Raw genomic sequence first — 24,687 nt, 5'->3', positions numbered from 1 at the left:
ACCTGTCTTGACACCTATATTTACACAAGGATAAAATAAACTCAAGAGTTTTTTATGGAGAACGGATGGAGGAAGACCGGATGATTTATTTAGATTATGCAGCGACAACACCGATTTGTGAGGAGGCTCTTAACGTATATCAGAAGCTCAGCATGGATATGTACGGAAATGCAAGCAGCCTGCACGATGCAGGAGGAAAAGCAAATCACATACTGGAGTACTGCCGTGAAAAAATCGCCAACATCATTGGCGGTGAAGCAAGCGGCATCTATTTTACAAGCGGCGGCACTGAATCTAATTTTCTGGCCATTCAATCATTGCTAAACGGCCTGCCAAAAACGAAAAGACATTTTATTACGACCGCCATGGAGCATCAGTCTATTCAAAACTGTGCTGCATATCTGGAACAGCATGAATTTGATGTCACCATCATTCAACCGAATGAATACGGGCTTATTACCGAGGAAATATTAGCAGCTCATATCCGTCCGGAGACAGGCTTGATATCTATTCAGCATGCCAATTCTGAAACCGGGATCATTCAGCCCATTCAACATCTGTCTTCATACCTGCATAACAGGGATATTCTTCTTCATTGCGACGCTGTTCAAACGTTTGGGAAAATTCCTATCAATACAGAAGATTTGGGAGTAGATGCACTCTCAATATCAAGCCATAAAATCCATGGACCTAAAGGAGTAGGTGCGGTCTATATCCGGCCGGATGTCCCTTGGAAACCCGTTTATCCTCTCACTACTCACGAACGAGGATTCAGGGCCGGCACCGTAAATGTTCCCGGTATCGGAGCCTTCACTGCCGCGGCGGAATGGATCGTAAGCGAAATGGAAAAACAGATATCCCGCAATAAGGCATTAAGAACATACTTTCTAGACCAAATCCGTATGCGTTCTCTCCCTGTAACCCTTGCGGCAGACACTTCACAAACAGAATGTCTTCCGCATATTGTAGGGTGTTTTTTTCACTCATTTGAAGGACAATATGTTATGTTAGAATGTAATCGGAGCAATATTTGCATTTCAACGGGCAGCGCTTGTTCTGCCGGTTACCACGGTCCGTCAGCAACGATGAAAGCATTAAGAAAAACGGAACAAGAGGCTCTGCAATTTATCCGCATCTCTTTTGGCAGGCATACAACAGCTGACCAGCTGGATCAGTTATTACATACGTTTACAATGCTTTGGGAACAAAAGAAAGGAGAATTTGATATTGACCGAGGAATTAAAGCTTATGGGCGCCAATAGGCGTGACCAGCTTCTTCTGTGGCTGAAGGAATCTACATCACCGCTGACAGGAGGAGAACTCGCAAAAAAAGCAAACGTTTCAAGACAGGTTATTGTACAGGATATATCGCTCTTGAAAGCGAAAAATGAACCGATTATCGCCACAAGCCAAGGATATGTATACATGGATGCGGCCGCTCAGCAGCACCAGCAGGCGGAAAGGATCATAGCATGTCTGCACAGTCCTGAACGGACAGAAGAGGAACTGCAGCTCATCGTGGACGAAGGCGTTACAGTGAAAGACGTAAAAATTGAGCATCCCGTTTACGGAGATTTAACTGCAGCCATCCAAGTAGGCACCCGGAAGGAAGTTAGCCATTTCATTAAAAAAATCAATTCTACGAATGCTGCCTACTTGTCACAGCTGACCGACGGCGTGCATCTGCACACACTGACAGCATCTGATGAACACCGCATCGATCAAGCCTGCCAAGCACTCGAAGAAGCCGGCATTTTAATTAAAGACTAAAAAAAGCCCTCTAGAGGGCTTTTTTTATAATTGGTAGGACTGGTATGCACCCAAAAGCTTCACTTTGCAGCCAAGCGCTTCAAGTTCCTGCATGGCTCCTGGAATCAAGACATCATCAAACGCTTTCTCAATATCAATAATAAAGAAATAATGGCCTAATCCCGTTTTAGTCGGACGTGACTCAATTTTTGACAAGTTTAAATTTCTCCAAGAAAATGCAGACAGCACTCTATGCAGCGCCCCCGACTGATCATCCTGCGGAAGCATGACCATTAAGGTCGTTTTCGGCCTGGAACTCAATTTTGAATTCACTTCAAAAGATATGTTTTCATCCGGGGACAGGATAACAAATCTTGTATGATTGTCCCTATAATCCTGTATATCCCGTTTCACGATTTTTAATTCGTATGTAGAAGCTGCCATATCATTGGCAATGACCCCGATATTCAGCTCGGGATGGTCACTGACAAACTTTGCTGCCGCCCCGGTAGAATTGGCGTATTCATATGGAACGGAAGGAAATTGACGATGGAGAAATTTATGGCATTGCGCAATCGCGTGCGAATGTGAGTAAATTTTGTCGAGCTCTTTCCACGCATTCTCTCTAGAGGGATGGACGAGCAAATGCTGATGAATCGGCAACGTCATTTCACCCACGATAGGCAAGGGCTGTTCATGTATTAAATAGTCTATTGTCAGATTTACTGATCCTTCTAATGCATTTTCCAAAGGAACAAAAGCGAAATCAACTTCGCCTGCAACTGCCGCATCTATACACTCCGGAATGGTGCGGTAAGCCACATGTTCGGCGCCGTTTTGAAAACAAGAACTGACTGCTAGATGTGTAAATGTAGCTGCTGGACCTAAATAACCGACTTTCATGACGATTTTCTCTCCCTTATGCACCTGAACCTAATATTTCAACCTTTTCTACAAAATCAAACTTCCTGAGCTTATTCATTAATGTATGAATGTCTTCTTCCATTGCAGACGTACTGATAGACAGTGTCACATTTGCTCTTCCTTGAAGCGGAATGGTCTGGTGAATGGAAAGAACGTTGCTTCCAGAATCAGCTACCGCCTGAAGGAGCTGAGATAACGCACCTGACCTGTCCTCTAAATGAAAGAAAAGTGTGATAATTTGTTCTTTAACCATAGTATAGAATGGAAAAACAGCATCTCTGTATTTATAAAATGCACTTCGGCTTAGATCAACCTTTTGAACGGCATCTGCTACTGAGTCTGCTTTTTTTCGATCAAGCAGCTTTTTGACTTCCAACGTTTTTCTCATTGCATCGGGCAATACATCTTCACGGACAAGATAAAATGTCTCCTCTTTCATTTGCATCTCCCCTTTAAAATAGAGAGCCTGACACCAGGCTCTCTTTTCAGCCAACATTCATTAATCAATAAATTCAAATTCAAATTCCAGAAGCCTGATTATATCTCCATCCTTGGCTCCGCGTTCTCTGAGTGCTTCATCAACACCCATTCCGCGCATCTGTCTTGCAAACCGTTTAACCGATTCATCACGTGAGAAATCAGTCATCTTGAATAACCGCTCAAGGCTGTCTCCTGAAAGCACAAATACACCGTCTGGATCGCGTGTAATGTTAAATGGCACTTCTTCATTTTCCATCGTGTACATGACACGGTTTTGTGTAAGCTCTTCCTCGTCATACAGCGGGAATTCCGGTGTGTTCTCAAGCTGATTGGCAACCTCAAACAGAAGCTCACGCAGACCTTCTCTTGTCACCGCACTGATCGGGAATACCGGATAATCATCCGTCAGCTTTTCTTTAAAGGCTTCGAGATTTTCCGCAGCCTCCGGCATGTCCATTTTATTTGCAACGATAATTTGCGGACGCTCAGTGAGTCGCAGATTATACTCGCTCAGTTCCTGATTAATCGTGACATAATCATCATACGGATCGCGGCCTTCTAAGCCGGACATGTCAATGACATGAACAATAACTCGTGTCCGTTCAATATGGCGCAAAAACTGGTGGCCCAGTCCGACGCCTTGGTGTGCGCCTTCAATCAGCCCCGGCAAATCGGCCATGACAAAGCTGCGTCCGTCATCCGTTTCAACCATGCCGAGATTCGGGACAAGCGTTGTAAAGTGATAGTCCGCAATTTTCGGTTTTGCAGATGAGACAACAGACAGCAAAGTAGATTTTCCCACACTCGGGAACCCGACAAGTCCGACATCTGCAAGCACTTTTAATTCAAGAACAATGTAGCGTTCTTTTCCCGGCTCGCCGTTTTCTGAAAGCTGAGGCGCGGGATTAGCCGGTGTAGCAAAGCGGCTATTCCCTCTTCCGCCTCTTCCGCCTCTTGCAATGACAGCCCGCTGTCCGTGCTCTGTTAAATCAGCGATGACCTGTTTTGTATCATCGTCTGTCACAACGGTGCCCGGCGGAACTTTAATGACCATATCATCAGCATTTCGTCCGTGCTGGTTTTTGGACATGCCATGCTCGCCGCGAATCGCTTTAAAGTGTTTTTTGTATCTAAAATCCATCAGGGTGCGGAGACCTTCATCCACTTCAAAAACGACGTCTCCTCCCTTTCCTCCGTCGCCGCCGGCAGGGCCGCCTTTTGGCACATACTTTTCACGGCGAAACGCAACCATCCCGTTGCCGCCGTCGCCGCCTTTTACATATACTTTGACCTGATCTACAAACATAATGTCCTCCGTTCTAACCGTTAAAAACTCCGCTAGTCCAATCCAATTTCAATCAGACATTCGTGACTTGTGATTTCAAAACGCATGATATCAACTTCCTCATATCCATTCTGCCGAATATCATCAAAAGCAGATGGATCGGCAAAGGCGCCGTGGAAATCAAGGTACAGAATCAGCTGTCTATCAGGATGATCCGTTTGAAGCGAAACCGTTAAATGATTTTCACTCTCTCTGCTGACTGCTTGATCAAACAGATGAAACAGCTTTCTCATCAGTTTCGCCAGCTTTTGGTCATATGCCGACAAATCCTTAATTTCTCCAAGAACTTCATATTCAAGCGTCATATAATGGGTTTTCCAATTAAATGTAAGAAAATCAAACGCCAAATGCGGTGTTTTCAGGTTTGAGAGCTTTGATTCGTGCTTTGCGTCTATAACCATTTCTTCAATCATTTCAAAGACGCGGTCATACTTCTGTAAGCTTAAGTTTCCTTTAATCAGCTGCAGCTTATTCATCCAATCATGCCGGGAATGGCTAAGCAGATGAATCAGTTCGTTTGTTAATGCCGTGTCGCTTATATTTTCTTCTTGATTTTTTGAAACATCCTTCATTTTCGCACTCCCAATCATTTAATTTCTTATTTAGGAGTCTGTATAAGTGTGTATTATGAATTATAACAGAGAAGGCTTTGTTAGAAAAACAATTGTTTTTCCCAGAAATATCATGTTCCTTTTTTCTGGCGCTTTGGTTGATTTGCAGCCAGGCAGAACATTTTATGTATTACTGCTTGGGGAACATATCCAGTGGGTTTGAGATATTTATTCTCATTCTTGGCGGGGTCTGCTCGCACATACTCTGCATTTCATTCTAGGTGTTTACTCCGCGTATTGCAAAAAAAACTCCAGTCATCAACGACCGGAGTTTTTTGAATCATTATTGAGCTACAGGATATACGCTCACTTTTTTGCGGTCACGGCCGAAACGTTCGAATTTAACAGTTCCGTCGATTTTCGCAAATAGAGTGTCATCTCCGCCGCGGCCCACGTTTTCACCTGGGTAAATTTTTGTTCCGCGTTGACGGTAAAGGATAGAACCGCCTGTTACGAATTGACCGTCAGCACGTTTAGCACCTAAACGTTTAGCCTCAGAGTCACGTCCGTTCTTTGTAGAACCTACTCCTTTTTTAGAAGCGAAAAACTGAAGATCTAATCTAAGCATGTAGCTCACCTCCTATATTATGTTTGTGGTCACACGCAAGTTGTCTTTGTAATCTCGTTCGATTGTCTCTAGCGAAACAATCATGCCTTCAATCAGCAGCTGAGCTTTTTGGCGCGCATCCGGATCAAGAGATTCAGGAAATTCAAAATAAAAATAACCCCCGTCCTCTCCTATATCAAGAAGCGGCTCGAAGCCTGCGAGCACAATGACCGCGTTAACGGCTCCAAACACAACGGCTGTCACTCCGGCACAAACAAGATCTTGTCCATGTTCAGCAAAATTCGCATGGCCCGTCATTTCAAAAGACAATATGCCTTTATCATGAGACCTTCTGATTGTTGCCTGAATCATGCTTACGCGTTGATTTTTTCGATCGTCAATTTAGTGTAAGGCTGACGATGACCTTGTTTTTTATGAACGTTTTTCTTTGCTTTGTATCTGAAAACAGTGATTTTTTTCGCGCGGCCTTGTTTTTCAACTTTAGCCGTTACTGTCGCGCCTTCAACTGTAGGGTTGCCGACTTTCACATTGTCTCCGCCAACAAACAAAACGTCTTCAAAAGTAACTGTTTCACCTGCTTCAGCAGCAAGTTTTTCGATGTAAACAGTTTGGCCTTCTTCAACTTTGATTTGTTTACCGCCTGTTTTAATGATTGCGTACATTCTCTGCACCTCCTATTAGACTAAGACTCGCCAGATACCAGGGGGCTGTAAAAGCTCTTAACACCTGTACTGAGCGGTTGTAGCAATGGTGCTACATCCATAACATTAAAAAATATACCAAAATACAAGACGTTTGTCAATCGATTTTAGTAAGGCAGCAGCAGTTCCTCCATGGAGGAATTCGTCCGCTTATCGGCAAAGTAAGCGTGCAGCACTTCATTCTCGTCAAGCTGGCTGAGCTTCTCGCCTGATTTCTCAATAATAATTGGATGTTTGCAGCCGCGTTTGAACTCGGCCATCACGTGATAGACTTTATCCTCCGCCTTTACTGTCAGCGGCAGAAGTTTCTCAAGATCCCGATTTTTTCCGTAATACCTTTCAAGAAGAAATCTCACATGGATATAGTGCCTTTGCCTATATTCCTCAAACAAAGAAACAGCCAGAAAGACAAACAAAACCCATGCGCTGATTTGCAGAGGAATCACAAATAAAACCCAGCACCCAAGCAACAGGCAGAAGCAGAGCGACGTTTTTAGATTGAGCCGGTGAGCCTTTTGAAAGGGCAGCTGTTTGGAAAACAACAAAAATAACAGTTTTCCGCCATCCAGCGGCCAAATCGGCAGTAGATTGACAAATAAAATAGAAAGATTATAAAAGGTGAAGAGTTCAAAGGTATGCTGATGAATCACTGAGGCTTCTGCAAGCATCCAGGCAGCAACCTGAAGCCAGATGTGCTGAAGAGGGCCGGCAATAATGACCGCAAATTCTTCCTTTAACGGCCGATTCCCGTGCTCTTCCACTTCAACCGTTCCGCCAAACGGCAGCAAAAATACACGCTTGATTCTCCAAGAAAAAAACACAGCCAGAGCAGCATGCCCCAGCTCATGAATCAATACAATCAGGAGCAGACATAATAATGCTTTCATATGACCTGTAAGCAGCCCCAGCGCCGCGATAATCCAAAGAAAAGGATGCACATGGATCTTTAAGATAAGGTCGAGCCATTTATTCAAATGAAATCACCTGAATCGGATCAATAAATTTATCGCCGTCTTTCATGGCAAAATAATAGACCCCTTTATTATGATCATCAAGCTTAATTGAACCAAGCTTTTTGCCTTTATCCACAAAATCATATAAAGCAACATCCACATCTTTGAGCTCGCCATAAATACTGTAGGTGTTGTCAGCATGCTGCACCTTAACCGTCAATCCCGTCTGGCTGTCTTTGCTGACTTCAACCACATAGCCTTCCTTTACGCTATCAATCGTATCGCTGCTTGTTTCAACTTTAATTCCTTCCCCATTGTTCTGAAAATCCTGCTGTACTTTCCCGGATGCAGGCGCGACCAGATCTTTGCTTACTTCAACCTGCTGTTCCTTATCTTTGTGTTCAGGAGCCAGAAAAGCAAGCGGATTTCCAAATTTCGTTTCAAACCAATGGCTTGCCGAAGCAAATTGAAATTCAGTTTCGAAAGTTTTGGCAACTGCGGGTTTAATCTGGCTGGCAGGTCCAATGTTTGTTTTATAGGCTATAGCCGAAACGAGAACAAGGCAGGCCGAAAGAAGACATTTCAGGATAATTGAATCTGTTTTCACCAATGGGTGTTTTCCGTTGAATGTTGGCATGTTATCTTCGTAGACCGGAAGTGTTCCATGCTTTTCCTGATCCGTTACCATCACCCAGGACGGGGGTTTCTGCTTTTCAGAAACTGTCTGAGTAGAGAAACGTTTTGAGCCGGAAAGCTGTTTTCTTCTTTTCTCTAATCGTTTTCTGATTTCATCTGCTCTGTGACTCATTGCCATCATCCTTTGCATTCGTTGGGTTTGTACATCATATGTCTTGTCCATGGCAAATATTCGGTTTAGTCAGGAACAAAGCAGACAAAAACAAAAAAACCTGACACAGCATTTGCTTTGTCAGATTCTTCTCTTTGATTCTATCACATTAAGATCTTACGCCGAAAAATGACTTAATCTTAGCCATCATTCCTTTGTTTTGCTCTTCAAGCACTTGTAAAGGAACAGATTCACCTAAAATACGGCGGGCAATATTTCGATATGCAATGGAAGCGCGGTTTTTCGGGTCCATCGCAATCGGTTCGCCATGATTGGAAGCTTTAATGACTTCATCATCATCAGCCACGATTCCGAGCAAATCAATCGACAGATGCTGTACGATTTCGTCGATATCCATCGTGTCACCGTTTTTCATCAGGTGATTTCTGATTCTGTTTACAACAAGCCGCGGCGATTCAACATTTTCTTCTTGCTCCAGCAGCCCTATAATACGGTCAGCATCACGAACGGCTGAGATTTCAGGCGTAGTGACCACAATCGCTTTATCAGCTCCGGAAACGGCATTTTTGTACCCTTGCTCGATTCCCGCAGGACAGTCTATGATGACATAGTCAAATTCCTGTTTGAGCTCTTGGACCATGTTTTTAATTTGTTCAGGAGCAACAGCTGTCTTATCGCTCGTTTGAGCAGCAGGCATTAAATAGAGCAGATCATCAAAACGTTTGTCTTTTACGAGCGCCTGATGCATTTTGCATCTGCCCTCTACAACGTCTACAAGATCGTAAATAATTCTATTTTCAAGACCCATTACAACATCAAGGTTGCGCAGTCCTATATCAGTATCCACTAAGCATACGCGCTTCCCTAAAATGGCTAAGGCGGTACCGAGGTTCGCAGATGTTGTTGTTTTACCTACTCCGCCTTTTCCCGAAGTTATTACGATAGCCTCACCCAATTCACATTCCTCCCTCAAGCCTTGTTAGATCAGGTCTTAAATGAGCCAAATGTTGAAGGCGTTCAATGACCATATTTCCGTCTGTATCTAAATAAGCACATTCCATTTCGTTCCCTTTTTGAATGTGGTCTGGGGAGCGATTTAACACATGATTGATTCTTAATTGTGTCGGCAGCATTTCAGAGGCGGCGATGACCGCTTGATTATTTCCGTTAAACCCGGCGTGCGCGATTCCTTTCAGGGAGCCCAGAACAAAAATGTTCCCTCCGGCCCTGACTGTTCCGCCGGGATTAACGTCACCGATCAGGAGCAAGTCGCCTTTTACCTGCAGCACCTGGCCTGAACGGACAATTTTTGATACAGAAATAATTTCGGCTTCCTCTTTTATCCGCTGTGCTTCTTTTTTAGTAATGACTTCACTGTCAATAGAATGAACAAACAAATCTTTCTTTGACGCAATCAATTCGGTTAGCTGTTCCTCTTGCTCCTTATATAAAAAGCGATTTCCCAGCTTAACATGGACGCTGATTTTCTGGCCTTTTCCATCGGTATATTGTTCAATTGACAGCATATTCTGAAGACCATCGAGAAGCTCATCAAAAGAACACGCATCATCCAGATGCAATGTTAACCCATTCTTTGTTCCTTTTATCGTTACATATTGCTGCTTTTTGGTCTTCACAATATTCACCTCAACAACATACTCATTTCGTCAAAAAAAGATAAAATCCTTTTTACTCATCTCTCAATTCTTTCTTTAGACTCATAAAAAATAATCTAAACGGCAGAACAAGAATAAGAGCTGCTACAATATTCAATAAAATTGTCGGTATAAACCGGTCAAGCACAAATCCGTTAAACGTCATAATATCTTTATGAATCAAAGACTGAATGCCGAATACGTAAAATTCGAGCAGACAGACAGCCAGAACTGCTATCAATATCACTACAAATGCGTTTGTATGCAGCACTTTAAACGCTTTTGAAGCCAAATAGCATAGCCCTGCAAAACCAAACATGTAAACGCCTAATAGACTTGTATAGTTCATGTCATATAGAAAACCAAATATAAATCCGTAAATCATCGCGTGTTTTTGGTTGATAAAAGCCGACATAAATATCAATACAAGCATCAAAAAACGCGGAGCGAGCACTTGGTCGTCTGTAACGAAAGGAAAATGCACCAAATCTGTAAAAATGCTTTCCGCAGAAAAAACAAGCATCATAACGAAAGGGAGAAGGAAACGTTTCACGATCCTTCCTCCTCTGTATCGACAGTCGGCACGTCACGGTTAACAACGATCACATTATTTAAATCGGTAAGGTCAGCCGCAGGTTTTACATAAGCAACCTTCGTTAATCCATAGGAATCTGACTCGATATCAGTCACCTCACCGATTGTCAGCCCTTCTGGGAAAACACCGCCTGTGCCTGATGTTTCAATAAGATCGCCTTTTTTCACGTCTTGTTTATCCTTACGCTCAATAATTGTCATCTTAAGACGTTTTTTCTCTTTGTCATATCCTTCGATCAAGCCGTAGCCTTTGCTGCCTTTTTTTCCGGAAATTTTCGTCGCGACTCTGTTATTGCGGTCAGTATCGCTTAAAAGCTGAACAGTTGAAGTGAAATTGTTCAGTCCGGAACTTTTGATCTTGCCGATTAATGCGCCTTTTTCGTTCGTAACGGCCATATCTTTCGCTACGTTTTGCTGAGTCCCCTTGTTAATGGTGACCTGTTTCGCCCAATTATCAGGGCTTCTGGCGATGACCGTTGCCAAAATCGGCTTGTAATCCTTAATCGATTTGACATGGCCAAGCTCGGCACGCAAGGATTTGTTTTCTTCTTCAAGCTCTTGAAGCTTGGCTTCATATTGTGTCTGTCCGTCAAGCTTTTCTCTCAGACGCTCGTTTTCTTTGTATGTGTTTTTTAAATCATTGATGTTCTCAAATATTCCTGCAAAAAATTCGGCAGGCGTATGAAAAATATTTTGAAATACTCCCGTCGTATCGCCGATCACTTTCTCAGGCCAGGTGGTATTGCGGCCGCCCTTCAGCGAAAATCCAATCATAGCCACCAATATGATAATACACAGAAGTAATAGCATTAACCGCTTATTCGGCATCGTGTTACACCTCTTCTATTGAACTCCCGATTATCTAGTTTTCCCTTTGAAAAGATGGATGTGCTCCAGTGCTTTCCCTGTTCCGATCGCTACACAATCAAGCGGATCTTCGGCGATAAGGACCGGCATTTTCGTTTCTTCGCTAATGACTTTGTCCAAATTGCGAAGAAGCGCTCCGCCGCCGGTTAACACTATACCTCTGTCCATGATATCTGCTGCAAGCTCAGGCGGTGTTTTTTCGAGTGTGCTCTTCACGGCTTCAACAATTGTAGATACAGTGTCGCGTAGAGCGTTAGAAATCTCTTTTCCTGTAATTTCGATTGTTTTCGGCAGACCTGTCAGCAGATCGCGTCCGCGGATTTCCATGTTATCGGACTCTTCAGGAGCTTCTGCAGATCCGATTTCCATTTTAATCGCTTCAGCCGTACGGTCACCGATCATCAGGTTGTATGTTTTTCTGATGTAGTTGATAATCGCGTCATCCATCTCATCACCGGCTACGCGGATTGATTGAGACGTTACGATGCCTCCGAGGGAAATAATCGCAACTTCTGTCGTACCGCCTCCGATATCAACAACCATGCTTCCAGTCGGTTCCCAAACTGGCAGATTGGCTCCGATTGCTGCCGCAAATGGCTCTTCAATCGGATACGCGTCACGCGCTCCCGCCTGTCTTGTCGCATCGATAACAGCGCGTTCTTCAACAGCTGTAATACCTGATGGAACACATACCATTACATATGGTTTTCTGGCAAACATGCCTTTATTTTTTATGGCCTGATTGATGTAATATTTCATCATCGTCGCCGTAGTTTCATAATCAGCGATAACGCCGTCTTTCATCGGGCGCAGAGCCACCACGTTGCCCGGTGTCCTTCCAATCATATTTTTCGCATCATTTCCGACAGCAACAATCGATTTCGTATCCGTCTGCAAAGCGACAACAGACGGCTCTCTCACAACAATTCCTTTTCCTTTTACAAAAACAAGCGTATTCGCAGTTCCAAGATCTATACCAAGGTCTCTTGCACCAATTCCAAACATATGTATGTATCTTCCTTTCTTAAAGCAAAAATACCCTAAAGGGAAAAACTCATAAACTCTATTATAGCTTAATTCGACGAAAAAAAAAGTGTTACAAATATCCTTTTTCCTTTAAACTCACAAATTTTTTGTCCCCGATCACCAAATGGTCGAGCAGCTCGATGCCAATCAGGTTTCCGCATTCAAACAGCCGTCTTGTCACTTCAATATCTTCCCTGCTCGGCGTTGGATCTCCAGATGGATGATTATGAACACAGATAAAGGAAGCGGCAGATCGTTTAAACGCTTCTTTAAACACCTCTCGCGGGTGGACAATAGATGAATTCAGGCTTCCGATAAATACGGTGCGTTTATGGATGACTTGATTTTTTGTATTTAAGTATAAACAGACAAAATGCTCCTGGGTTAAAAAGCGCATATCCTCCATGACAAGATTAGCGCCGTCTTCCGGGGAGCGAATGACGAAATGTTCTTCGTTGGCTAATTTATGAATCCGGCTTCCGAGCTCAACTGCTGCCAGTATTTGAATCGCTTTTACCATACCGATTCCCGGGATGCTTGACAGCTCTTCAACCGATGCTTCCTTCAGCAGACGCAGCCCGTCAAAAGAGCGCAGCAGCCGGTTTGACAGCTCCAAAACAGATTCGTGTTTAGTCCCTGTCCGCAATAATATAGCCAAAAGTTCATGATTCGCTAAGTTCTCGGCTCCGACTTTCAGGAGCCGTTCTCTTGGCTTTTCTTTCGTTGGGAAATCTCTGAGTTTTAATGGCAGATCGTGTATGACCAAGCACTCCTTTTCTTTCCCTTCCCGTTTATAAAATCATCATGCCTTTATATCAAAATGACGTAGAGCTCTCATTGTTTTTGATATAGGAAGGCCCATGACTGAATAATAATCTCCGTCTATTTTCTTTACAAAAAGCGCGCCTCTTCCTTGGATGCCGTATGCACCTGCTTTATCCATCGGCTCTTTTGTTTCAATATACGTCCAAATCTCTTCTTCACTGAGGGGCCAAAACGCAACTTCTGTCTTATCATAAAAAGTCTCGCTGTGATTTTCAGCTTGAATGCTGACCGCGGTTATTACTGAGTGACTTCGGCCTGAAAGCCTCCGCAGCATGGAAGCAGCTTCTTCTTGATCCTGCGGTTTTCCGAGGCATTCGCTGTCAAGGCATACCATTGTATCAGCACCGATAACAATTGCATGCGGGTGGAGATCAGCAACAGCCTTAGCTTTTTGTTTTGCCAACCATTGGACGTTTTCTTCTGGTGAAAGGTTTCGATTTAATTTTTCTTCTACTTCACTGACAATAATGGAATAGGGCAGCTGGAGAAGATCGAGGAGTTCTTTCCTGCGCGGAGATTGTGATGCAAGTATTAGCGGTTTTGTCATGTTCGTCATCCTTTCAGGGTTTGTTTAAGAAAAAAAGATACTCGTTTATCCTACCAAATCACGGGGCTTGTCACAATTTCAGAAAAATAACTTTTTCATGACAAAATAAAAAAAGCCTGTCACTAAAGGACGAAGGCTCACGCATTTTCTCTTATTTAACGACGGCTAACAGCTGCTGCTGAGCCTTCCATCCGGCTGCAGCACTTGGCTCCTCTAACTCCTTTAATGCCTGCAGAATCGCTTTTTTCTCTCCTGTTTCTGACGCTTTTGTTTCACCAAGCGACTTTTCTATTTTTTCTACACTCGCTTTTGTAAAGTCTTCTCCGAGAATCGCCTTTGTCGCAAGCTCCGCTGTTTCCTTAAAAGAATCGGTCATATCCGACTCTATTGATAAAGAAAGCTCCTTACCTCCCCAAGCTTCAAAATCACTGTCGATTAAAAGCTGTCCTAACTGCTGTGAGACATCCTTTTCACTTGCTAAGCCTGCAATAACATACGTATACCCGTCATCCTTTGACAGTGACACGGCGGAATAACCTTTTTCGGTCAATTGTTTTGTTAACGTTTCGGCACCCTTTTCATTTGAAAATTTCCCGGCTTGCACAGCGTATGTTTTGTATGTACCTTCAGTTTGTGCCGCTTGTTTTTCTGTGCCTGAGGTTTGTTTATCAGCAGAAGCATCTCCGGCTTTTGCCGTTTGGCTGCCTAGAGAATCCTCTAAAGAGGCCGGTGCTGACGCTTCTTTATTCCCCGACATGCTTAACGCGAATAGCCCTAACCCAGTGCCAATGACAGCCGCGAAGGCAATCGTCGCAGCCACTCTTTTTACTGGTTTGGCAGTCCCGGTCTTTCCTTTTGCATAAGACTTTGATTTTTTCTTTTGATAAGGAGGAACAACTTTAGGGTCCTCTTTAAACACCTTGTCCTCCTCGGAATCCCAATTAAATTCATCTTCATCAGGATGTTCCTGGGATGCCGCAACCTCTTGTTCTGCCTTTCTTTTTTCCTCCCAATTTGAAAATGTCATGCTTTTATCCGCCTCTGTATCTTGCGTCTCTTGTTCGTAAACTGTCTCTTCTTTTCCATTAATCGTCACCTTGAGGGCTTTTTCTGCGGCTTTACTGTTTTTTTTATTCTTTCTTTTTTTCAATTCCGCTTCCTCCCTTCATTTGCTTGACCGTTCTTGTCGGCTTTTCATGCTACACACTTTAGCACAGGCGAAAAAAAAAAGAACAAGACTTTTGTCGTCTTGTCCAAAAAACGTTCGTCAAATTTTTCAGCAGTCATCCCGATGCCATTTTGATATAAAACGAAATGATAGAGTTCCCATATAAATAGGTTAAAATACTCCCTGCCGCTATTGCAGGGGCAAAGGGAAGCGGCTGCTTTTTGGCGAGTCTACCAGTCAGAACAGCTGCCGACCCGTACAATGCGCCTATCAAAACAGAAAAGAAAAAGGCAGCCGCCAGCATTTTCACACCAAGCACAAAGCCAATCACCGCAAATAATTTAATATCTCCTCCCCCTACTCCCCCATGAGTGATTGCGGCAATTAAAGCCAGAAATAGAAATCCGGCTGCAGCACCTAACAGGCCTGCATACCAGGAATCAAGCGGAGAAATCAATCTCGCGGCCGCCAAAAAGGGAAGAAAGAAAATCAATATTCGATTTGGAATCAGCATATAATGAAGATCTGTCACTGCAACAATAATGAGAAGAGAGAAAAACACGACAGCGGTTAATAATTCCAGCGACATGCCAAAGCGTATTCCTGCGGCGGCAAATAAACACGCTGTCATAAGCTCTGCCGCGGGATACATAAAAGAAATCCTATGCCCGCAGCTTTTACATTTACCTTTTTGAAATAGGAATGACAGGATGGGAATTAATTCTGCAGGAGTCAAAGCCCGCCGGCAAAACGAGCATGATGAACGGGGCGCGATAATAGATAGATGTAAGGGGATACGGCGCCCGGCCGTATAGTAAAAAGAACCAAGGATAAGCCCGAAGATAAAAAGAATGAATAGCATAGACAACACACCTTTACTCACTGAGTTATGGTATGGATTGTAGCAAAATGAGAAACCTGAACTCCAATCGGGATTATGCAATTTTACACATAAAAAAGCCGGCAGAATCTTTTTTCGATTCTGCCGGAGCCGGACGCGTTTATTTCAACCGTTTGCGAATGTCAGAAATAAAATAAAGAGATCCGGTAATCAGCACGATTTCATGTGAGCCCTTTTTGCTTTCTATGAAATTGATCACATCGTCTGGATCTTCACTCCAGCTTTTATGGCTGATTTCACTTGCATCATAGAGATCTTTTGCAAGAGAAGCACGGGGAAAATCAAAAGAAGCAAAATGAATCTCATCAGCTATGGTTTCCAGTCTTTTAATCATGTTCTGATACGGTTTGTCCTTTAATGCGCTAAACACCACAGAAATGCGTGAATTGGCGAAACGCTGCTTCATCGTTTCCGCCAGCTGTTCAACACCTTCTTCGTTATGCGCACCGTCTAAGTAAACCGGAGGATCTTCTTGAACAAGCTCTAACCGTCCGGGCCAAGCAGCCTTCACAAGCCCGCTTCTTAATGCTTCATCACTGATATGGGCAATATTCTCCTTATTGAGCCACTCCGCAGCCAAAATGGATAAAGCAGCATTTTGTCTTTGGTGGGTGCCAATCAAGGATGTCCGAATATCTTCATAGCATTTTTCGCCCGTTTTGAATGAAAACTGTTCTCCTGCAGGCAGAGCCTTTTCATTGAAAATAGCACAGGTATCAAGTAATGACTGGAATGGCGCAGCATGCTGTTCAGCTTCATGGCGGATGACCTGTAAAGCTTCCGGCTGGGTAACTGCTGTAACGATTGGAATACCTTCTTTAATAATACCGGCCTTTTCTCCTGCAATTTCTTCAATGGTGTTCCCCAAAATATTCATATGATCGTGTCCGATGCTTGTGATCACAGTTAAAAGCGGCTCTACTACATTCGTAGAATCGAATCTGCCTCCCAAACCTGTTTCAAAAATAACAAAATCAACCTTATGAAATTCTGCAAAATATAAAAATGCACAGGCCGTCATAATTTCAAATTCTGTCGGCTGTCCGTGTTCCGTTTGATCAAGAGCTTCAACGTGCGGTTTCATTTGATTAACGAGTGCTGTCCATTCCTCATCTGTAATCGGTGTCCCGTTTACGCTGATCCGTTCATTAAACGTAATGATATAAGGCGATGTAAACGTTCCTACCGTATATCCGGCTTCCTGCAGCATAGAACGGATAAAAGCGACAGTTGATCCTTTACCGTTTGTTCCTGCGACGTGGAGCGCGCGGATTTTTTTTTCAGGATGTCCTAAACGCGCCATCAGCTGCTCCATTCGGCCAAGCCCGGGCTTCACCCCGAATTTCAGCCGCCCGTGAATCCAGCTGCGCGCTTCTTGATATGCAGTAAACAATGATAATCCCCTCTTTTATAAGACAAGGCGGTTTCTCTAGAAACCGCCCCGGCTTTTCATTAGCCCTTCAGCTCAGCCATTCGTTTTTGAACAGCGTCACGCTTTGCCACATAATCTTTTTCTTTTTCACGTTCTTCATCAATTACGTGTGCAGGCGCTTTTTTCATAAATCCTTCATTTCCAAGTTTCTTTTGGACGCGCTCGACTTCTTTCGTCAGCTTATCGAATTCTTTTTGCAGACGGGCAATTTCTTCATCAATATTAATTAAGCCTTCAAGCGGAAGAATAACCTCTGCTCCTGAGACAACGGCCGTCATCGCTTTATCAACAGCCTCGATATCCGTGCCGATTTTAAGAACGCTCGGATTCGTAAAGCGTTCAACATATGAACGGTTCGCTTCGAGGCGGGCTGCTATTTCTTCTGTGCCTGTTTTAATATACAGTTCAACCTGCTTGCTCATTGGCGTATTGACTTCACTGCGAATATTACGCACAGAACGGATCAGCTCAACAAGAAGCTTCATGTCAGCTGCCGCTTCAGTATCGGTATGCTCCGGCACGACAACAGGCCATTGACTTACTGTAATCGATTCCCCTTGGTGAGGAAGGTGCTGCCAAATTTCCTCTGTTAAGAATGGCATAAACGGATGGAGCAGACGCATCGTTTGATCAAGCACGTAAGCAAGGATGGAGCGGGTAGTTTTCTTAGCCGCTTCGTCTTCTCCATAGAGCGGAAGCTTTGCCATTTCAATATACCAGTCACAGAAATCATCCCAAATAAAGTTATATAAATGGCGTCCGACTTCACCAAATTCATATCGGTCAGCAAGCTGGGTCACGTGCTCGATCGTTTCATTTAATCGCGTTAAAATCCACTTGTCAGCGACTGATTTTTCGCCTGACAGATCAAGCTCATCGTACGTCATGCCATCCATGTTCATTAATGCAAAACGAGAGGCGTTCCAAATTTTATTGGCAAAATTCCATGTCGATTCCACTTTTTCATAGCTGAAGCGCAGATCCTGGCCAGGAGAGCTTCCAGTCGCAAGGAAATAACGCAGAGAATCAGCTCCGTACTTGTCAATGACATCCATCGGATCGACACCGTTGCCAAGAGATTTACTCATTTTCCGGCCTTGCTCGTCACGGATTAAACCATGAATTAAAACATCCTTGAACGGGCGCTCGTTTGTAAATTCAATGCCTTGGAAAATCATGCGTGACACCCAGAAGAAAATGATGTCATACCCTGTCACGAGAACGTCTGTCGGATAGTAGCGTTTAAAGTCTTCAGCTGTTACATCAGGCCAGCCCATTGTGGAGAAAGGCCATAGCGCAGAACTGAACCATGTATCCAGCACGTCTGTATCCTGTTCCCAATTTTCCCTATCCTCCGGCGCCTCAAGCCCGACATATAGCTCTCCTGTTTCTTTATGATACCAGGCAGGAATACGATGGCCCCACCACAACTGACGGGAGATACACCAATCGCGAATGTTTTCCATCCAGTGTAAATACGTTTTTTCAAAACGGTCAGGCACAAAATTGACTTTTTCTTCTTTCTTTTGCAGCTCAATCGCTGCATCAGCAAGCGGCTGCATGCGCACGAACCATTGTGTAGAAAGATAAGGCTCCACAACAGCCCCGCTTCGTTCACTATGGCCGACAGAATGCATATGATCCTCGATTTTAAAGAGAACTCCCGCTTCCTGTAAATCTTTCACGAGCTTTTTGCGGCATTCAAAACGATCCATACCTTGATAGTGCAATGCATTTTCATTCATCGTGCCGTCTTCATTCATGACAAGAATGCGTTCTAAATTGTGGCGGTTGCCAAGCTCGAAGTCGTTCGGATCATGAGCAGGCGTAATTTTCACCGCACCTGAACCAAATTCCATATCAACATAGTCATCACCGACAATCGGAATTTCACGATTTACAATCGGCAGTATCACCGTTTTTCCGATAAGGTGTTTATAGCGCTCGTCTTCAGGGTGAACAGCAACTGCTGTATCACCGAGCATCGTTTCAGGACGTGTCGTCGCAATTTCAATTGAACCTGTCCCATCAGCAAGTGGATAGCTCATATGATAGAACGCGCCTTGAACATCCTTGTAAATCACCTCAATGTCGGATAGGGCTGTCTTTGTCGCTGGGTCCCAGTTAATAATATATTCGCCTCTGTAGATCAGGCCTTTTTCATAAAGCTTAACGAATACTTCCCGTACCGCTTTGCTTAAGCCCTCATCCAGCGTAAAACGTTCCCGGGAATAATCAAGGCCAAGACCTAATTTCGCCCACTGGCTGCGAATAAAGTCAGCATACTCTTCCTTCCACTTCCACGTTTCTTCGAGGAATTTTTCACGGCCTAAATCGTAGCGGGATTTGCCTTCTTCACGAAGTTTCGCCTCCACTTTAGCCTGTGTCGCGATGCCGGCGTGGTCCATGCCAGGCAGCCACAGCACATCATAGCCTTGCATGCGCTTCATTCTTGTTACAATGTCTTGCAGCGTTGTATCCCATGCGTGGCCAAGGTGTAGTCTTCCAGTTACGTTTGGCGGCGGGATGACAACAGAGTATGGCTCTTTTGCCTGGTCACTGCCCGCTTCAAAAAATTTTCCTTTTAGCCAAAAATCATATCGGTCTTTTTCGACCGCTGCCGGATCATATTTCGTCGGCATTGTTTGTTCATTCGTTTCCATCATAACCCTCCAGCATGTTTAAAAATGGCTGAGAACGAAAAAAGAGCTCTTCATCCCTGTAAAAGGACGAAAAACTCTTTCGCGGTACCACCTTTTTTCATGAACTCTATCAGTTCATGCACTTATAACGGATAACGGGTGTTTCCCGAATTTCTCTACTCTTCCTTCAAGAAATTATGCTCCCGGGCGACCTTCCAATCAGACAGCATAAGAAGCCTTTCAGCAAACGGCTTCTCTCTCTGCATGCGCCTTTTTTGTACTCTTCCCGTTCTAAGCAGGTGTATTTATCAGCTCATTGTATACATTATTTATGTTCTTTATTATAGTAAAAGTGTTTTTGATTCGTCAATCATCTTTTCCAAAAACACCGCTTTCTATACAGATAGGCAGGCACCTATTGCCCAAGTTTACATATGATGCTTGTAAATGCGTAGAGGAGGATGCACTGTGAAGAAACGTTTCAGCTCTTATTCGCTGCCGCCATGGGTCAGGCAAATTCGGCTTGTATCCGCACAAGTGATTATTCCCATTACGATTTTTCAAGGAATCAGAACCATTTTCTTTCCGACAACCTTTGATGTTTTGCTGCTCGCAATCCTAATCTTTTTAGCTTGCGCCCTTCATTTAGAATGGATATAAACAAACAAGTCCGCGCCATTAAGACGTGGACTCGTTTTCAGCCTGAAATTTTTTCTCTTGTTCAATCTGATGAATTTTCATTACAAACGGCTCTATATTTTTCATTTGCCAATACGCCTTTAATAATTGTGTACATTCCTCTTTTTCATGCTGTCTTTTCCCGGCTTGATAACCGTTCAGCACCTTGTACATGGCTTGCGGATAAGCCATATAGCTGAGAAATAGACTGACTTCCGCTTCACGTAAAGGAAATGATTTCGTGTATCCATAAAACCATTCGACGCATTCCGGACAAGCTTTCGGAAAGCCTCTGAACATTTTTGTAAAAAAGCCGAGCAGGTCGTTTTGCGGCGGGCCGACAGAAGCTCTTTCGAAGTTTGTAAAATATCCCGTCCCGGTATCATTATATAGAAAATGGTGTATAGACAGGCTGCCGTGGTTCATTACAACCCTTGAAACATCCTTTTCTTTTGCCGACTCATACCAGTCCTCCAGCCGCTCCAGCGCAAAGTTCACCGCGGAAATGGTTTCTGAAAAATAGGTGATGGCCTGAAGTTCAAAAGGAGAAAGGTACCACTCCTTCTCTGCTCTATCCACAAACTGTTCATAGAAGATCTTGTCATGTTCCCACTTTTTTTTCGTTTGATCGTAATACCGTTCAATCTCATCACGCCTAACCTTTAGTTCCTGCATGGTTCTTTCGTGAAGGCGGGATGTCTCTCTAAATAAATAAGCATGTTTCTGATCACGTTCTTCTTCTTGGTCAAATTGGAGCCAAGGCATTAAATAGTAGGTATCTCCGTATTGCCTGCCTGCTGAGAAAAACTCACCGCTATTTGTTCTGTATACGGGAACAAAAGAACGAAAACCTTTTTCCTCAATCGCCACCATATGATCTGTAAATTGCCTGCCGCGACCCTCTTTCAACTTTTTCAGGGCGAATACGCCGTAGTCTGTATACACTTTCCAAACAAGAGGACTGACAGGCTCAATAAATTGAGCAGTCAGTCCGTATTCCTGAAGAACCGATTGGGTATCTTCCATTTCATTCACCACATTTTCCGATCGCTTACGGTTTATGCATGGCTATTTTTATATTGAGGAATATAGAGAATCTGTCCTGCTTTTAATTCATCATCCAAGGCTAAAGAATTCATCCTGATCAGCTGCTGGGATGTAATTTCATACCGTTCGCATAAACGTTCGATCGTATCTTCCTGCTGCACAATGCAGATTTTCATTCTCGAAAACTCATCCTCTTCTCTTGTAAAAAGTTTCGTTAGATAAAGAGAATTATCACTTTCCTTTGTTTGAGGTTCCTTCGTTTCAGCAGCAGGAGAAACCCTAGGAACAGCATTCGTTTCCTTCCTTTCAGTCTCAGAGGATTCAGGCAGCTGGAAGGATTGAAAAGGTGTTTCTTCCATAGGCTCTTCAGCCGGTGGTGTTTTTCTCACTTCAATTTCGAAGCTTTCTTCCTCTTGTTCTTCCTCCTCCAGCAGCTTAGGCGCTGAATAAAAAGAATCCTCCTCTTCTTGTTCGGGCAGGAAGGTACGATAGGCCGGTTCAGGCGATTCTTCTTGAGCCTCCTCTGAGCCTGTTTTTTGATTGAAATGGAAATGCAAATCGGCTTTGTCACTCTCCGCATATACTGCTGAAGCTGTTTTTTTCTCTCTGTTTTCTTCTATGGAGAGAGCGGCCTCTGATACATTCTCCAAAGCTCCATCCGGTTCCGGCTCTTCTTGACAAAGCGCCGTACCAGCCTGATCCGATTGAGGCTCTTCTTCATTTTGAGCCTCTTGACGCAATGCGTATTCATGAATAGATGTTTCTGCTTTTTCCTCTTTGACCACAGTCTCTGAATGAAGTTCAGCTTCCAATGCAGGCGATTCTTCTGCGCCAGCGTGTTCACGAAGCTCATCCTCCGCTGGAGAGTCTGCTTTTTCACGAACATCTGCTGCAGCTGCCGGCTCTGCCGTTTCTTTTTTTGCTTTAACGATCTCTTGAATCTCTATTTCTGAAGCAGCAGGTTCTGGCTCCGATTCTGCTTTTTCCGATTCTGTACGAACCTCTGCTTCCATCACTGCAGGCTCTTCAGCCTCGTCTTCCTCTTTTCCATCTTCTCTGGCCTCTGGTTCTGAAGCAACCGATTCAGGCGGCTCAGATTCTGCTTTTTCTGTCTCCAGTTCTTCACGGAGCCCTGCTTTTGAGACAAAAAGTTCTGGCGGTTCATCCTGAAGAACTGCTTTCTCTGCCGATGATGCACCTGGTTCTTCTACATTATGTGCCGGCGGCTCTGAAAGCTCTTCCTCCCTGAACGCCTCAGGAGCTTCATATAAAGGTATCTCCGGTTCTTTGTCTTGCGTATCATCCAAAAGACCTTCGATCGCTAAATCAGCTTGAATTGTTAAAATGCGCGAATCCGTTAATTGATAGTCAAATGCGTCAATAAAAACAAAGACATCCTGTAAATGGCTCACTTTATTTTTTGGAATGGTAATATCCACAGGAAAACAGTGAGCCAGTTCCGCACTTCCATCCTCTCTCTTTCTGACTTGCTCAACAAACCGCTTATCTGTATACATCTCTTCGGTATGTTTGTTTTGATCTATGTTGTACTCACCTGTAAGTTCAAGCGATCCTCTGATTGATACATAATCATTTACTTCCTGAACCCTGATATCAGGATCTAATGAAATTGAAAGCAGTTCAGAAACTTCCTGTCCTTTTTGGAAACAGATCGATTCTTCTACAGAAAATTGCAATCGATGATTTTGCGGCAAGTTCATATCCTCCTTTCATCTAATCCTTAAAATTAGATGTCACTAAAGGTGTATGTATGAACTGGAGAAAATATGAGTGGGAGCGCACGAAAAAACCGGCACAAGGAGTCCTTGATGCCGGTTTTCACTCTTATCTGCGGCTGATCTCAGCAAATACGTTCTCAGCTGCATGGATTGTGTTTTCAATATCTTCATCAGTATGGGCCGTTGAGAGAAACAGTCCTTCGAATTGTGATGGCGGAAGGAAAACCCCTTCATTTGCCATCCCTTTATAATAGCTTGCAAACAGCTTCAAATCTGATGATTTCGCTGTTTCATAATTGATGACAGGTTCGTTTGTAAAGAAGAAACCAATCATGGAACCTGCACGGTTAAAGGTATGCGGAATGCCATGTGCCTCGGCGGCTTTTGAAATTCCTTCTTCCAGCCTGTCGCCTTTTTTGATGAAATTCTTGTAGGATTCAGGTGTCAGCTGCTTCAATGTCTCTAATCCAGCCGTCATCGCAAGCGGGTTGCCTGACAATGTACCCGCTTGATAGATCGGACCGCTCGGAGCGATCTGCTCCATGATTTCTGCCTTTCCGCCATAAGCGCCGACAGGAAGTCCGCCCCCGATTACTTTTCCTAAACAAGTCAGGTCAGGCGTTACGCCGAAGTAGCCTTGAGCGCAGTTATAGTCGACCCGGAAGCCTGTCATCACTTCATCAAAAATCAGCAGGGAGCCATATTGCTCAGTGATATCACGCAGACCCTGCAGGAAGCCTTCTTGCGGCGGAACAACGCCCATATTTCCGGCAACCGGCTCTACGATGACTCCCGCAATGTCTTCACCGAATTGCTGGAAAGCAAGCTTTACACTTTCTAAATCATTGTACGGAACGGTGATGGTATTTTTTGCAATGCCTTCAGGCACACCAGGGCTGTCAGGCAGACCGAGAGTGGCTACACCTGAACCTGCTTTAATCAAGAGGGAATCGCCGTGTCCGTGGTAGCAGCCCTCAAATTTTAGAATCTTGTTGCGGCCCGTATAGCCCCTTGCCAAACGGAGGGCGCTCATTGTAGCCTCCGTTCCGGAGCTGACCATACGTACAATTTCTACAGATGGCACACGATCAATAACGAGCTTTGCCAGTTCATTTTCCACTTCTGTCGGAGCACCGAAGCTTGTCCCGTATTCAGCCACTTTTTTAAGGCTTTCAACAACGCGGTCATTCGTATGTCCTAAAATTAAAGGCCCCCATGACAAGACGTAGTCAATATATTCATTCCCGTCAATATCAAAGATTTTCGAGCCTTTTCCGCGCTCCATAAAAATCGGGTCCATGTCTACTGATTTAAATGCGCGAACGGGACTGTTCACACCACCCGGCATGAGTTTTTGCGCTTCTTTAAAAGCCGATTTTGATTTTTCATAGCTTCTCATCTGCCTCAACTCCTGTCAACTGAATAAA

At 44.0% G+C, this 24,687-nt stretch carries 26 protein-coding genes, 1 pseudogene and 2 other annotated features; of the genes and pseudogenes, 4 read left to right on the top strand and 23 right to left on the bottom strand.

Going from position 1 to position 24,687, the window contains the following annotated elements:
* The first annotated feature begins 80 nt into the window (after positions 1-80).
* Complete coding sequence (locus tag QA442_RS07940) at positions 81-1,262, top strand: IscS subfamily cysteine desulfurase (protein ID WP_095432362.1); 1,182 nt, start codon at positions 81-83, stop codon at positions 1,260-1,262.
* Positions 1,228-1,770, top strand: coding sequence for a transcription repressor NadR (locus QA442_RS07935; protein WP_069149991.1), 543 nt, complete (start codon positions 1,228-1,230; stop codon positions 1,768-1,770). Before QA442_RS07940 ends, QA442_RS07935 begins: the two co-directional genes overlap by 35 nt.
* Positions 1,771-1,794: 24 nt before the next feature.
* On the opposite strand, the gene pheA is transcribed toward QA442_RS07935, so the two are convergent.
* The 4 genes from pheA to spo0B are packed head-to-tail and all read right to left on the bottom strand — an operon-like array spanning position 1,795 to position 5,070.
* Positions 1,795-2,652, bottom strand: coding sequence for a prephenate dehydratase (gene pheA, locus QA442_RS07930; protein ID WP_040082272.1), 858 nt, complete (start codon positions 2,650-2,652; stop codon positions 1,795-1,797).
* Between the two features lie 16 nt (positions 2,653-2,668).
* Positions 2,669-3,112 carry a transcriptional regulator ThrR gene (gene thrR / locus QA442_RS07925; protein WP_003222630.1) on the bottom strand — a complete coding sequence of 148 codons (444 nt, stop codon included), beginning with the start codon at positions 3,110-3,112 and terminating at the stop codon, positions 2,669-2,671.
* Between the two features lie 60 nt (positions 3,113-3,172).
* On the bottom strand, positions 3,173-4,459 hold the full coding sequence (gene obgE, locus QA442_RS07920) for a GTPase ObgE (RefSeq protein WP_014664841.1): 1,287 nt from the start codon (positions 4,457-4,459) through the stop codon (positions 3,173-3,175).
* A 32-nt stretch (positions 4,460-4,491) separates the two neighbouring features.
* Positions 4,492-5,070, bottom strand: coding sequence for a sporulation initiation phosphotransferase Sop0B (spo0B, locus tag QA442_RS07915; RefSeq protein WP_071581532.1), 579 nt, complete (start codon positions 5,068-5,070; stop codon positions 4,492-4,494).
* Between the two features lie 77 nt (positions 5,071-5,147).
* Between spo0B and QA442_RS07910 the strand changes: the two are divergent.
* Positions 5,148-5,272 (top strand): annotated as a pseudogene (locus QA442_RS07910) (hypothetical protein).
* Positions 5,273-5,392: 120 nt separating this feature from the next.
* On the opposite strand, the gene rpmA reads toward QA442_RS07910, so the two are convergent.
* The 16 genes from rpmA to valS all read right to left on the bottom strand — a co-directional run bounded on the left by rpmA (position 5,393) and on the right by valS (position 19,817).
* Entirely contained in the window at positions 5,393-5,677 is a 285-nt protein-coding gene (gene rpmA / locus QA442_RS07905; protein WP_003222623.1) for a 50S ribosomal protein L27, read from the bottom strand.
* 12 nt (positions 5,678-5,689) lie between these two features.
* Positions 5,690-6,028, bottom strand: coding sequence for a ribosomal-processing cysteine protease Prp (locus QA442_RS07900; protein ID WP_014477547.1), 339 nt, complete (start codon positions 6,026-6,028; stop codon positions 5,690-5,692).
* Positions 6,029-6,030: 2 nt separating this feature from the next.
* The gene (gene rplU / locus QA442_RS07895) at positions 6,031-6,339 is read right to left on the bottom strand and encodes a 50S ribosomal protein L21 (RefSeq protein WP_010330275.1); all 309 of its coding nucleotides are present in this window, start codon (positions 6,337-6,339) and stop codon (positions 6,031-6,033) included.
* A gap of 13 nt (positions 6,340-6,352) precedes the next feature.
* Positions 6,353-6,428 (bottom strand) — a sequence feature (ribosomal protein L21 leader region).
* Positions 6,429-6,485: 57 nt separating this feature from the next.
* Positions 6,486-7,352 (bottom strand): stage IV sporulation intramembrane metalloprotease SpoIVFB, encoded by an 867-nt coding sequence (gene spoIVFB, locus QA442_RS07890; RefSeq protein WP_014664844.1) that lies wholly within the window; start codon positions 7,350-7,352, stop codon positions 6,486-6,488.
* Positions 7,345-8,139 carry a stage IV sporulation protein SpoIVFA gene (gene spoIVFA, locus QA442_RS07885; protein ID WP_014664845.1) on the bottom strand — a complete coding sequence of 265 codons (795 nt, stop codon included), beginning with the start codon at positions 8,137-8,139 and terminating at the stop codon, positions 7,345-7,347. The genes spoIVFB and spoIVFA overlap by 8 nt, the downstream gene beginning before the upstream one ends.
* 148 nt (positions 8,140-8,287) lie before the next feature.
* Entirely contained in the window at positions 8,288-9,094 is an 807-nt protein-coding gene (minD, locus tag QA442_RS07880) for a septum site-determining protein MinD (RefSeq protein WP_014664846.1), read from the bottom strand.
* Position 9,095: 1 nt separating this feature from the next.
* The gene (gene minC, locus QA442_RS07875) at positions 9,096-9,776 is read right to left on the bottom strand and encodes a septum site-determining protein MinC (RefSeq protein WP_014664847.1); all 681 of its coding nucleotides are present in this window, start codon (positions 9,774-9,776) and stop codon (positions 9,096-9,098) included.
* 52 nt (positions 9,777-9,828) lie between these two features.
* Complete coding sequence (mreD, locus tag QA442_RS07870) at positions 9,829-10,347, bottom strand: rod shape-determining protein MreD (protein ID WP_014664848.1); 519 nt, start codon at positions 10,345-10,347, stop codon at positions 9,829-9,831.
* Positions 10,344-11,216, bottom strand: a complete 873-nt coding sequence (gene mreC / locus QA442_RS07865) for a rod shape-determining protein MreC (protein ID WP_040082268.1) — start codon at positions 11,214-11,216, stop codon at positions 10,344-10,346. Before mreC ends, mreD begins: the two co-directional genes overlap by 4 nt.
* 30 nt (positions 11,217-11,246) lie before the next feature.
* Positions 11,247-12,260 (bottom strand): cell shape-determining protein MreB, encoded by a 1,014-nt coding sequence (gene mreB / locus QA442_RS07860; protein WP_003229650.1) that lies wholly within the window; start codon positions 12,258-12,260, stop codon positions 11,247-11,249.
* 91 nt (positions 12,261-12,351) lie between these two features.
* On the bottom strand, positions 12,352-13,047 hold the full coding sequence (radC, locus tag QA442_RS07855; RefSeq protein ID WP_014664850.1) for a RadC family protein: 696 nt from the start codon (positions 13,045-13,047) through the stop codon (positions 12,352-12,354).
* A 36-nt stretch (positions 13,048-13,083) separates the two neighbouring features.
* The gene (locus QA442_RS07850) at positions 13,084-13,653 is read right to left on the bottom strand and encodes a Maf family nucleotide pyrophosphatase (protein ID WP_040082267.1); all 570 of its coding nucleotides are present in this window, start codon (positions 13,651-13,653) and stop codon (positions 13,084-13,086) included.
* Between the two features lie 151 nt (positions 13,654-13,804).
* Positions 13,805-14,803, bottom strand: a complete 999-nt coding sequence (locus QA442_RS07845; protein WP_095432363.1) for an SPOR domain-containing protein — start codon at positions 14,801-14,803, stop codon at positions 13,805-13,807.
* Between the two features lie 133 nt (positions 14,804-14,936).
* The gene (locus QA442_RS07840) at positions 14,937-15,683 is read right to left on the bottom strand and encodes a prepilin peptidase (protein ID WP_095432364.1); all 747 of its coding nucleotides are present in this window, start codon (positions 15,681-15,683) and stop codon (positions 14,937-14,939) included.
* A 139-nt stretch (positions 15,684-15,822) separates the two neighbouring features.
* The gene (locus QA442_RS07835) at positions 15,823-17,115 is read right to left on the bottom strand and encodes a bifunctional folylpolyglutamate synthase/dihydrofolate synthase (protein ID WP_095432365.1); all 1,293 of its coding nucleotides are present in this window, start codon (positions 17,113-17,115) and stop codon (positions 15,823-15,825) included.
* A 59-nt stretch (positions 17,116-17,174) separates the two neighbouring features.
* Positions 17,175-19,817, bottom strand: coding sequence for a valine--tRNA ligase (valS, locus tag QA442_RS07830; protein ID WP_095432366.1), 2,643 nt, complete (start codon positions 19,815-19,817; stop codon positions 17,175-17,177).
* Between the two features lie 59 nt (positions 19,818-19,876).
* Positions 19,877-20,099, bottom strand: a binding site (T-box leader).
* Between the two features lie 165 nt (positions 20,100-20,264).
* Here valS and QA442_RS07825 point away from each other — a divergent pair.
* On the top strand, positions 20,265-20,456 hold the full coding sequence (locus QA442_RS07825; RefSeq protein ID WP_003222590.1) for a hypothetical protein: 192 nt from the start codon (positions 20,265-20,267) through the stop codon (positions 20,454-20,456).
* Positions 20,457-20,474: 18 nt separating this feature from the next.
* Here QA442_RS07825 and cotN read toward each other — a convergent pair whose 3' ends face one another.
* The 3 genes from cotN to hemL form a co-directional block, all read right to left on the bottom strand.
* The gene (cotN, locus tag QA442_RS07820) at positions 20,475-21,500 is read right to left on the bottom strand and encodes a spore coat protein CotN (protein WP_095432367.1); all 1,026 of its coding nucleotides are present in this window, start codon (positions 21,498-21,500) and stop codon (positions 20,475-20,477) included.
* A 32-nt stretch (positions 21,501-21,532) separates the two neighbouring features.
* A complete protein-coding gene (locus QA442_RS07815; protein WP_095432368.1) occupies positions 21,533-23,236 on the bottom strand; it encodes a LysM peptidoglycan-binding domain-containing protein in 1,704 nt (567 codons plus the stop codon).
* A gap of 130 nt (positions 23,237-23,366) precedes the next feature.
* Positions 23,367-24,659, bottom strand: a complete 1,293-nt coding sequence (gene hemL, locus QA442_RS07810; RefSeq protein WP_095432369.1) for a glutamate-1-semialdehyde 2,1-aminomutase — start codon at positions 24,657-24,659, stop codon at positions 23,367-23,369.
* Positions 24,660-24,687: the final 28 nt, after the last annotated feature.

The sequence above is a fragment of the Bacillus stercoris genome, assembly GCF_029772985.1.
GTDB classification, from domain to species: domain Bacteria; phylum Bacillota; class Bacilli; order Bacillales; family Bacillaceae; genus Bacillus; species Bacillus stercoris.
Note: the sequence above shows the minus strand (reverse complement) of the source record. Positions and strands in the feature narration are given on the sequence as shown.

Bases quoted from the DNA above. Each gene is read 5' to 3' on its own strand.
- valS (WP_095432366.1), bottom strand. From the start codon at position 19,817: ATGGAAACGAATGAACAAACAATGCCGACGAAATATGATCCGGCAGCG.
- hemL (WP_095432369.1), bottom strand. From the start codon at position 24,659: ATGAGAAGCTATGAAAAATCAAAATCGGCTTTTAAAGAAGCGCAAAAA.
- QA442_RS07900 (WP_014477547.1), bottom strand. From the start codon at position 6,028: ATGATTCAGGCAACAATCAGAAGGTCTCATGATAAAGGCATATTGTCT.
- QA442_RS07850 (WP_040082267.1), bottom strand. From the start codon at position 13,653: ATGACAAAACCGCTAATACTTGCATCACAATCTCCGCGCAGGAAAGAA.
- thrR (WP_003222630.1), bottom strand. From the start codon at position 3,112: ATGAAAGAGGAGACATTTTATCTTGTCCGTGAAGATGTATTGCCCGAT.
- QA442_RS07940 (WP_095432362.1), top strand. From the start codon at position 81: ATGATTTATTTAGATTATGCAGCGACAACACCGATTTGTGAGGAGGCT.
- spo0B (WP_071581532.1), bottom strand. From the start codon at position 5,070: ATGAAGGATGTTTCAAAAAATCAAGAAGAAAATATAAGCGACACGGCA.
- spoIVFA (WP_014664845.1), bottom strand. From the start codon at position 8,139: ATGAGTCACAGAGCAGATGAAATCAGAAAACGATTAGAGAAAAGAAGA.
- rpmA (WP_003222623.1), bottom strand. From the start codon at position 5,677: ATGCTTAGATTAGATCTTCAGTTTTTCGCTTCTAAAAAAGGAGTAGGT.
- mreC (WP_040082268.1), bottom strand. From the start codon at position 11,216: ATGCCGAATAAGCGGTTAATGCTATTACTTCTGTGTATTATCATATTG.
- obgE (WP_014664841.1), bottom strand. From the start codon at position 4,459: ATGTTTGTAGATCAGGTCAAAGTATATGTAAAAGGCGGCGACGGCGGC.
- cotN (WP_095432367.1), bottom strand. From the start codon at position 21,500: ATGGAAGATACCCAATCGGTTCTTCAGGAATACGGACTGACTGCTCAA.
- mreB (WP_003229650.1), bottom strand. From the start codon at position 12,260: ATGTTTGGAATTGGTGCAAGAGACCTTGGTATAGATCTTGGAACTGCG.
- QA442_RS07840 (WP_095432364.1), bottom strand. From the start codon at position 15,683: ATGCTATTCATTCTTTTTATCTTCGGGCTTATCCTTGGTTCTTTTTAC.
- rplU (WP_010330275.1), bottom strand. From the start codon at position 6,339: ATGTACGCAATCATTAAAACAGGCGGTAAACAAATCAAAGTTGAAGAA.
- pheA (WP_040082272.1), bottom strand. From the start codon at position 2,652: ATGAAAGTCGGTTATTTAGGTCCAGCAGCTACATTTACACATCTAGCA.